We start from the raw sequence: 9,919 nt of genomic DNA, 5'->3' as shown, positions 1-9,919 counted from the left end.
AGCCAGGCTGGGCGCTATAGGATGGTGCATCGCCTCTGTTCCCTGCCTGCTCGCTGGCCGGTGGTGGTTCCTGGCCCGCGCCAGATGGCAGCTCGCCCAACGCTGGCTCGACTTTGAGAAAGCCCTGGTGAGCTCTCCATCGCTCTTGACGGCCCGAACCGATGGTGCTATAGTGCACCCCAGTTGAATACTGAACGACGTTGAACGGGAGGAGTACCCTCCAGAGCGGGGTTCAGAGAGCCGGGGTAAGGTGAGAGCCCGGCACCAGCGCAGGCGGGGAATGGGCCCGGGAGTTGCGCCGCCGAACGGGATGCCAAGTAGGCAGCGCCGGAGTCGCCACCGTTATCAGGGCCGAGGGTATCGGATGCGTCACAGCGTCGAACGTGTCCCGTACCTGCAGAGTGGGGCTGGCTTACACCTCAATCCGCCATCACGGCGGATTTCTTTGTTTCTCAGTCAGTCCAATGAGGGTGGCACCGCGGGAAAGCCTCTCGTCCCTTCCGGCATACATGCCGGTCCAGGACGAGGGGCTTTGTTCATTTCCGGCGACAGACATAGGGAGGGGCGCTTACGGTGAAGCGAATCGTGGTCCGTACGGAGCTGTGCACCGGCTGCCGGGCCTGCCAGGTGGCCTGTGTGGCCGAGCACGAGGGCCAGTTTGGAACAGCGGCAGCCAGGATACGGGTGATCAAGGACGAGACCATTGGGCTGGACCAGCCACACGTCTGCCGTCAGTGCCGCCGAGCCGCCTGCATCGAAGCTTGCGCCGTGGATGCCCTCTACCGGGACGAGACCACCGGCGCCGTGCTCCTGGCGCCCGACCGTTGCACCGGCTGTGGAGCCTGTGTGGAGGCCTGCCCCTTCGGCATGGCGGCCTTACACCCCGAGACCGGTAAGGCGCTGATCTGTGATCTGTGCAGGGGCGATCCTGAGTGTGTAAAGAGATGCGCCTCCCTCGCCATCACCTACACCGACGGCAAGCCAACTGAGTTGCCCGCCTGGGCGAAGTGGATCCGAGCCACAGCGACGGAGGGGAAGTGATCATGGAAAGCGGACGGGTCCTTATGGAGCAGATGAGCTGGATGGAGATCGAGGAGGCTATCGCCGAGGGCAAAGACATCGCTCTCCTGGCGGTGGGGGCCATCGAGCAGCACGGCCCCCACCTACCCACGGGCACGGACACCTACCTGGGTTACGCCCTGACGGAGGGGGTGGCGCGCGAGTTAGGCGATGCCCTGGTGGCCCCGGTGATGCGCCCCGGCCTATCGGAGCACCACACTGACTTCCCCGGTACCCTGACCCTGAGCCAGCAGACGTTCATGCAGGTTCTGATGGAGTACTGCCTCTCCCTGGGCAGACACGGCTTCAGGGACATCGTCCTCATCTCCTCGCACGGCGGTAACTCGGACACCATGCTCGCCTTCCTACCTCGCATCGCCAAGGCCCTCAAGGACACCTGCCGGGTGCACATGGTGGTGCCTAACATCAGGGAGCTGGCCGGCGGCGTCACCGAAGTCTACGAGGAGTACGGAGTCACCCGTCCTCAGGCCGGGGTCCACGCTGGCTTCGGCGAGACCTCCATGATGCTGGCCGTGCATCCCGATTTGGTGGACATGGACCGGGCGGAAGCGGGCCGGGCGGACGAGGAGTTCTACCACCCGGACCATATCAAGCACTCCCAGATCGAATCCTTCGTCTACGGCATCCGTTACCAGTCACCCAACGGCATCCTGGGAGATGCCCGCGGCTCCAATGCCGAAGCCGGCCGGAAGCTTCTGGACATCAGGGTGAGGGAGACGGCCGAGGAGGTCCGACGAATGGTATCCATCGCTCGGGAGAAGGCCAGTTGAGCTTGCTGATTCGGGGAGCGCGGCTGATAGACGGCACCGGCGTCGAGCCCGTCGAGGATGCGGCGGTGCTGGTGGATGACGGGGCCATCGCATCCGTGGGCCCGTCGACTCAGGTGGCGGCACCCCCGGCGGCGGAGGTGATCGAGGCCGGCGGTCTCACCATCATGCCGGGCTTGATAGACGCTCACGTTCACCTGCGTACCCCGGCGGGCCAGGAGCGGCTGGCCTACGAGGTGAAGACCTCATCCGAGCTCAAGGCCTTCTACGCCGCCGACAATGCGCGTCGGGCCCTGGAGGCCGGCTTCACCACCTTGCGCGACGCCGGCAGCGGCCCCGAGGTGCTGGCCGCCCGGCAGGCGGTGGACCTGGGGCTGGTCATCGGGCCCCGCATCCTCACGGCCGGGATGGTCACGATGACCGCCGGCCACGCCGACCCGGCTATGGGCAGGCCCGGCTGGCCGGTCAGGCCGGAGGACACCGCCGACGGTGTGGACGAGGTCCGCAAGCGAGTCCGGCAGCACGTGAGGAGCGGTCATGACTGGATCAAGATCTGTACCTCCGGCGGAGTGCTCTCCGCCGGAGACGAATCCTGGTGGCGGAACTACACCCCGGACGAGGTTCGCGCCATCACGGACGAGGCCCACGCCCTGGGCCGCCGGGTGGCCAGCCACGCCCATGGCCGGGAGGGCATCCTGAACGCCATCCAATGCGGGGTGGACACCATCGAGCACGGCATCTACCTGGACGACGAGATCCTGGAGCTGATGGTAGCCAAGCGGTTGTTCCTCATACCAACCATGACCATAGGCCGAGCCTTCCAGGAGCGGGCTCAGGAGGCGGGCCTCTCAGAAGAGGCCGTCCGTAAAGGCAACGCGGTCATGGAGGTGGTGATGACCAACATGGCCCGCGCCCACCGCGCCGGCGTGCGCATGGCCCTGGGGACGGACTGCTCCGGCAGCCTGGCCCCAATGGGGGAAAACGCCTGGGAGTTGCCGCTCATGGTGGAGATCGGGATGACTCCCATGGAGGCCATCCTGGCAGCCACCCGGGATGCCGCCGAGGCAATAGGACTGGGCCAGGCCACGGGCACCCTGGAGCCGGGCAAGCAGGCCGACCTGATCTTGGTGGACGGCGATCCCCTCGAGGACATCTCGGTCCTGAGGGAGCGCGAGCGCATCAAGCTGGTGCTCAGGCAGGGCCGGATCCTGGTGGACCGGCGGCAAGGCCAACTCCAGCGGGCGCTGGGCTGAGGGAGGGGCGGTGCTCGATGTGGTGATCGCGGGCGGCACCGTGGTTGACGGCACTGGTAATCCCGCCTTCCGGGCGAACGTGGGCATCCGCGCGGGGCGCATCGTCGCCATCAGTCGGACGCCGCTGCCAGGAGACCGCACGGTGGACGCGGCCGGGATGGTGGTGGCTCCCGGGTTCATAGATCCACACTCTCACTCAGACTCGACCCTGCTGGCCCACCCCAATGCGCTCACCTCGCTCCGCCAGGGCATCACCACCGCCGCCGTGGGCAACTGCGGGCTCTCGCCGGCCCCTTTGGCAGACTGGTATCGGCCCCGGGTGGAGGCGTGGCTGTCGAACGCCTCCGGGGAGGCGGTAGAGGCGCCCTGGGCCGGCTTCGGCGAGTGGCTGGAGACCCTCGAGGGCTGGGGCGTGGGCATCAACGTGGTGCCCTTCGTGGGCCACAACACCGTGCGCGCACTGGCGATGGGGGTGGAGCGAGCCCAGCGCCCGGAGGAAAGGGAGGGCGGGCGGCGCCGGGTGCCGACGTCAGAAGAGTTGGAGCGAATGTGTCGCCTGGTGCGCCAGAGCATGGAGCAAGGCGCTTTCGGCCTCACCACCGGACTGGAGTATCCTCCGGGGCGCAACGCGCTCACGGACGAGTTGGCAGAGCTATGCCGGGTGGCCGCCCAGTTCGGCGGGGTGCACCTCTCCCACCCGCGGGGCATGGGCGACACCGTGATCGAAGCTACCCGAGAGGTGATCGAGGTCACCCGCCGTGCCGGAATCCCCGGCAACGTGGCCCACCTCAAAGCCATGGGACGGGAGAACTGGGGCCGGCAGGTGGCGGGCGCGCTCTCCCTCATCGAGAAGGCCAGGGCGGAGGGGCTGGAGGTCACCTGCGACGTCTACCCCTACGACTACTCCGCCATCTCGAACCTTTCCCGCCACCTCTTGGGGCCGTCCTTCGCCCATAACGAGGGGGCGAGTCGAGCCCAGATGGAGGCCATGCTCGCTGCCCTGCGTGACGATGAGGAGTTCTCCCGGCTGGCGACGCGGGTCGAGGAACGGGCCAGAGAGGAGATCGAGGACAACCGGCGGCGCATGGAGGAGGATGCGGCCTATGGCATCACCACCCCCAACGTGTGGAGCTATGGCGGTTATCCCTTCCTCACCATCGTGCACTCGCCCAGCTTCCCCGAACTGGCGGGCCGCAGCCTGGCCGACATCGGAGGGCTCTGGGCCACCGATTCGCTGAGGGCGGCGCGGGAGATCCTTCTGGCCGACGAGGGGCTGACACGGGTCACCGGCGGGCCCATGAGTGAGGAGGACGTCAGGGCAGTGCTGGTCCACCCCACCTCCATGGTCTCTACCGATGGCTCGGCGCTGGACCGTTTCCCTGAACCGGAGGAGGGGCTTCCTCACCCGAGAGGGATTGCATCCTATCCACGGGTGCTGCAGCGGTACGTGCGCCAGGAGGGGCTCCTCTCGCTGGAGCAGGCGGTGCGGAAGATGACCTCCTTGCCGGCTCAGGTCTTGGGATTGCCGGATCGGGGGCTGATCCGACGGGGAATGAGCGCTGACCTGGTGGTGTTCCACCCGGGGCGGGTCTGCGAGAGCAGTACGTACGGCGATCCCTGCCGCTTCCCTGCCGGCATCGAGTACGTGCTGGTGAACGGGTCGGTGGCAGTGGACGGAGGGGAGCCGACCGGGGTCCGGGCGGGGCAGGTGCTGCGCCGAGGGTGAACCGACGGGGGTCGGGTGCGGGGGCAAGGCTGCCACCGCCATAGAGGGATAGACAGGGAACCGGTCAGATCGAGACCTCAGGAGGCGAAGGTGGCACACAGGATGAACAGAAGGACGTTACTCAGGAAGGCATCCGCTCTGGCGATGGGGATCGGTGCGCTCAACCTGGTCGGAGCCTGCGCCCCGGCGACGCAGGCGGTCACGGGAGGTCAGGCGGAGGTTTCGGAGGAGCCCGTCCGGGTCACTGTGGCCCAGACGGCGGACGTTTCCACCATGGATCCCCACAACCACGGCATTACCATCACCGCCAACGTGTTGGCCCACATCTACGACTCTCTGGGCACCAGGAATCCGGACCAGAACTACCGCTACGAGGGACGGCTGGTCGAATCGTGGAACATCGTGGACGACCTTACTGTAGACCTCACGCTGCGCGACGGTGTCACCTTCTCCAACGGTGAGCCCCTCAACGCCGAGGTGTGCAAGTACAACCTGGACCGGATCATGGGCAAGCTGCCCGGGGTGGAGCCGCCCTTCATCGCCCAGTCGTACGCCAAGCTGGCGGGCGCCGAGGTGCTGGATGAGAGGACGGTGAGGGTGACCACTTCGGAGGTAGATACCTTCCTAGTGCAGCGGCTGATGGACCTGGAGATGGTGCCCAAGCAGTACACAGAGGAGAACGGGTTCGAGAAGCTGGCCCAGGAGCCCATCGGCACGGGGCCGTACACGCTGAAGGAGTGGGTGCGCGAGGAGCACGTCATCCTGGAGGCGAGGGACGACTACTGGAGAGGCAGGCCCGACATAGACGAGGTGGTGTTCCGTCCCATCCCCGAGGACGCCACCCGCATGGCCGAGCTTCAAGCGGGCAACGTGGACCTGATCGTCAACGTGCCCCCCGACAGCGTCCCCATGCTGGAGGCGGAAGAGCACATTTCCGTCAAGAGCGTGCCCAGCACTCGCATGGTCGCGGTCATCATCGAGACCGGGGTGGAGGGTCCGTTGGACATGAGCCACACCAAGGTCCGTCAGGCCCTCAACTACGCCGTGGACCGCGATTCCATCATCGAACACATCCTGGGCGGCTACGGAATCAAGCTGGCTACCGTGGCTCCGGACTACTTCCTGGGCTACGACCCGGAGCTGGAACCCTATCCCTACGATCCCGACAAGGCACGCGAACTCCTGGCCGAGGCGGGATACCCGGACGGGTTCGAGATCAAGGACTTCCGGGTGGGGCGGGGGCGCTTCCCGCGGAACGTGGAGGTGGCTCAGGCCATCGTGGATCAGCTGGCCCAGGTGAACGTGCAGGCGACGCTCAACGCCATGGAGTTCGGGGTGTGGGCCAAGGACACCAACGAGCACATCGTGGGCGACATGTCGCTGGCGGCACTGGGCAATGCCTACTTCGATGCTTGGAACACTCTGTTCACCCTCTGCCGCTCGGGCAACGTCTGGGCCTGGTACAGCAACCCGGAAGTGGACGCCCTGATTGACGAGGCCGGTAGCACCCTGGACCCGGAGAAGCACGAGGCCGCCACCAAGAAGGCGCTGGAGCTCATCCGGGAGGACCCTCCCTTCATCTTCATGTATCAGCTGGTGGACGTGTATGCCATCAACCAGCGGCTACAGTGGGAGCCTCGTTCGGACGAGCTGATCTACCTGTACGACGCCAGCGTGTAAGTGACGGTGTGTCATCGCCTCCCGCGAGCCGAAGTCGCGGGAGGCGATGGGAGGATCTATGGCGCGGTACCTGACAAGAAGAGCTCTGCAATCGCTCCTGGTGTTGCTGGGGGTGTCGTTCGTCATCTTCGTCATCTCCCGGCTAGGCGGAGACCCGGTTAGCCTGATGGTGGGGCCGGACGTGCAGGAGGCGGAGAGGGAGGCGCTCCGGCGCCAGCTGGGTTTGGACGCTCCCCTCTACGTGCAGTACTTGCGCTTCCTCAGCGGGGCGGTGCGGGGCGACTTCGGCACGTCCATTCTCGCCGGGGTGCCGGCCATGAACCTGGTGCTGGAGCGGCTGCCCGCCACCCTGCAGCTAGCCGCTTTCGCCCTGGCCTTCGCCGCAGTGGTGGGCATCCCCCTGGGGGTGGCCTCCGCTATCCGGCGCAACACCTGGCTCGACTACGTGGGTACGGGCGTGACCTTACTGGGCCAGTCTCTTCCCAGCTTTTGGCTCGGCATCCTGCTCATCCTCGTGCTGGGGCTGCAGTTGCGGCTTCTGCCCATCTCCGGGCGGGGGACTCCTCTGCACCTGGTCATGCCGGGGGTGACGCTAGGCTTCTCTCTCGTGGCGGTGTTCGCCCGGCTCACCCGGAGCAGCATGCTGGAGGTGCTCACGGCCGACTACGTTCGTACAGCCAAGTCCAAGGGCCTCAGGCCGCGGACCATCACCATCCGCCACGAGGTCAAGAACGCCATGATCCCTCTGGTGACAGTGATGGGGATGTCCTTCGCCACCCTGATGGGCGGCGCGGTGGTGACGGAGCAGATATTCGCCTGGCCGGGTATCGGTCGCCTGGCGCTCAACTCCATCTACCAGCGCGACTTCCCTGTGATCCAGGCCGACGTGCTGTTCGTGTCGGCGGTGGTGGTGGCGATGAACCTGCTGGTGGACGTGGTCTACACGCTGCTAGACCCGCGGATTCGATATGCGTAGCGGGCGAACCTCGTGTTCGCCCGCGGACGCGGCGGGCGAACAGGCCGTGCGCCCGCGTTGGCCACCCCTACGGGGACGTGAGGTGGTGTCTGCAAGCGAAGGCAGTCACAAGTAGGACGTAGGTATGGCGAGGGATCTTTCGATAGGTTTGGGACATGGAGTGCTGGCCGGAGGGCTCTACCGACGGCGCCCCGGGACCACCGCCCGACGACGCGCGTCGAGCCGGGTATGGACGAACCCGCGGGTGGCTCTGGGCCTGGCGATAGTGTCGGTCATGGTCCTCGTGGTGGCACTGGCGCCAGTGCTGGCTCCCCACAGCCCTCGCACCCAGGTGCTGGCGGAGCGACTCCAGGCGCCGGTGTGGGGCGAGGGTGGCACCTGGGACCACCCCTTGGGCACCGATCATCTGGGTCGGGACGTGCTCAGCCGGGTCATCTACGGCCTGCGCATCTCCATGCTGGTGGGAGGGCTAGCGGTCCTCCTCTCTGGGTTGATCGGCGTCACGCTGGGGCTGCTGTCAGGGTACTTCGGCGGTTGGGTAGATGACGTGCTCATGCGCGTCTGCGACGTCCAGCTGTCCATTCCCCTGGTGCTCCTGGCCATCGCGGTCATAGCGGTAGTGGGATCCAGCCTGCCTACGCTGGTGGCGGTGCTGGGGTTCACCCAGTGGGTGATGTACGGGCGGGTGGTGCGGGGAGAGGTGCTCTCCCTGCGGGAAAAAGAGTTCGTCGAGGCGGCTCGGGCGGTGGGATGCCGAGACGCGCGGATCATCCGCACCTGCATCCTCCCCAACGCCATGCCCACCATCCTGGTGACGGCCACCCTGCGCACGGCCACCGTGATCATGATCGAGGCGGGGCTGAGCTACCTGGGCCTGGGCATACAGCCGCCCGACCCATCTCTGGGAAGCATGCTGAGCGAAGGGCAGCAGTACATGGGCATCGCCTGGTGGCTGGGCACCTTCCCCGGACTGGCCATCGTGCTCATCGTCCTGGGCATCAACCTGCTGGGGGATGGGCTGCGCGACGCCCTCGACCCGCGATCGAGGAGGGGCACCCGTGGCGCGTGACGGCACGGTCTGGCTCATCTGCCCGAACTGCGGCTCCGAGTTCGAGGCGGACCGTATGGGCGGGTGCCCTTGCTGTGGCGGCATCCTGGAGTGTGCCTACCCCGGCCACCTGCAGGCACCGGCGCCCAGCCACGGCGGCAGCCTGGCGCGTTACCACGACCGCCTTCCAGTTCAGGGACCGCTGTGCTCCCTGGGCGAGGGCGACACGCCCCTGGTACGGGCGTCCAGGTTGGGCGGTGCCGTGGGGATGGAGGCGCTCTACCTCAAGAACGAGGCCATCAACCCCACTGGCTCCTTCAAGGACCGGGGCTCGGCCATCGCGGTGACGTTGGCGCAGGAGCACGGTTACCGCGGCCTCCTGACGGCTTCCACGGGCAATGCGGCCGCCTCCCTGGCCGCCTACTGCTCCTCCCAGGGCCTGGACTGCGTGGTCCTCTTCAGCGCCGGGTCACCCCTGGGCAAGCTCCGCCAGGCGCTGGCCCATGGGGCCCGGTGCGTGCAGGTCGAGGGCCTCTTCGAGGGCGAGCCGGAGGCGTTCGCATGCGTCCTCACCGCCGTCAGCGAGGCCCTGAAGCTGTACCTGGGATTCTTCTGGGCCCCAGTGAACCCCTATCTGATCGAGGGGATGAAGACCATCGCCTACGAGACGGTGGAGCAGCTCGGGGGTCGGGCGCCGGACGTGGTGGTGGGCCCGGTGGGCGGGGGCGATGGGCTGGTGGGCCAGTGGCGAGGCTACCGGGAGCTCTACCACGCCGGCCTGATCGAGCGCTTGCCCCGCCTGATCGGGGTGCAGTCTTCGGGAGCGGCACCCCTGGTGCGGGCCTTCGAGAGGGGAGAGGAGCGGGTGGGCCACATCGCCGAGGCACACACGGTGGCTTCCGGTCTGCAGGTCACCTTCAGCGGCGACCATGCCCTCCGCGCCATTCGCGAGTCGGGGGGCGCGGCGGTAGCGGTGGAGGACGAGGGCATCCTAGAAGCCCAGCGCAGGCTGGCCCGAATGGAGGGCGCCTGGGTGGAGCCTTCAGCGGCGGTGGGGGTGACCGCCCTACCCGCACTCCTGGATGCGGGCCTGATCGGGCCCCAGGAGCGGGTGGTTTGCGTCCTCACCGGGGCCGGCTTCAAGGACCATGATCACGATGCAGTGAGCGAGGGGGATGCGGCGGCGGTGGGGCCGGCAGTGAGGCTGGACGCGGATCTGATAGAAGGACGGATAAGTGATACGTGATACGTGACACGTGATGGGCCAAGTGCCACAATTGGTCGGTCATTACAGTAACGCGGAAGTGCCACAATTCGTCGGTCACTCACGGAAGTGTCTCCGGGGCAGTTGGTAGGGCAACTCCCTCAGGAGAGGCTGCGTCTGCGGGG

General features: G+C 66.9%; 8 protein-coding genes and 1 other annotated feature. All 8 genes read left to right on the top strand.

Annotated features, from left to right (window positions below; genetic code table 11):
- The first annotated feature begins 191 nt into the window (after positions 1-191).
- Positions 192-502: a binding site (T-box leader), on the top strand.
- Positions 503-573: 71 nt separating this feature from the next.
- The 8 genes from HPY83_19325 (at position 574) to thrC (ending at position 9,776) form a co-directional block, all read left to right on the top strand.
- Positions 574-1,041 (top strand): 4Fe-4S dicluster domain-containing protein, encoded by a 468-nt coding sequence (locus HPY83_19325; protein NPV10099.1) that lies wholly within the window; start codon positions 574-576, stop codon positions 1,039-1,041.
- 2 nt (positions 1,042-1,043) lie between these two features.
- Positions 1,044-1,850 (top strand): creatininase family protein, encoded by an 807-nt coding sequence (locus HPY83_19320; GenBank protein NPV10098.1) that lies wholly within the window; start codon positions 1,044-1,046, stop codon positions 1,848-1,850.
- Positions 1,847-3,100, top strand: a complete 1,254-nt coding sequence (locus HPY83_19315; protein ID NPV10097.1) for an amidohydrolase family protein — start codon at positions 1,847-1,849, stop codon at positions 3,098-3,100. Before HPY83_19320 ends, HPY83_19315 begins: the two co-directional genes overlap by 4 nt.
- A gap of 10 nt (positions 3,101-3,110) precedes the next feature.
- Positions 3,111-4,826 (top strand): D-aminoacylase, encoded by a 1,716-nt coding sequence (locus tag HPY83_19310; protein NPV10096.1) that lies wholly within the window; start codon positions 3,111-3,113, stop codon positions 4,824-4,826.
- A 102-nt stretch (positions 4,827-4,928) separates the two neighbouring features.
- On the top strand, positions 4,929-6,506 hold the full coding sequence (locus tag HPY83_19305) for an ABC transporter substrate-binding protein (protein NPV10095.1): 1,578 nt from the start codon (positions 4,929-4,931) through the stop codon (positions 6,504-6,506).
- A gap of 58 nt (positions 6,507-6,564) precedes the next feature.
- Positions 6,565-7,482 (top strand): ABC transporter permease, encoded by a 918-nt coding sequence (locus HPY83_19300; GenBank protein ID NPV10094.1) that lies wholly within the window; start codon positions 6,565-6,567, stop codon positions 7,480-7,482.
- Positions 7,483-7,606: 124 nt separating this feature from the next.
- Complete coding sequence (locus HPY83_19295) at positions 7,607-8,551, top strand: ABC transporter permease (protein NPV10093.1); 945 nt, start codon at positions 7,607-7,609, stop codon at positions 8,549-8,551.
- A complete protein-coding gene (thrC, locus tag HPY83_19290; protein ID NPV10092.1) occupies positions 8,541-9,776 on the top strand; it encodes a threonine synthase in 1,236 nt (411 codons plus the stop codon). Before HPY83_19295 ends, thrC begins: the two co-directional genes overlap by 11 nt.
- Positions 9,777-9,919: the final 143 nt, after the last annotated feature.

The organism is Anaerolineae bacterium, from assembly GCA_013178015.1.
Classification (GTDB): Bacteria; Chloroflexota; Anaerolineae; order DRVO01; family DRVO01; genus Ch71.
Note: the sequence above shows the minus strand (reverse complement) of the source record. Positions and strands in the feature narration are given on the sequence as shown.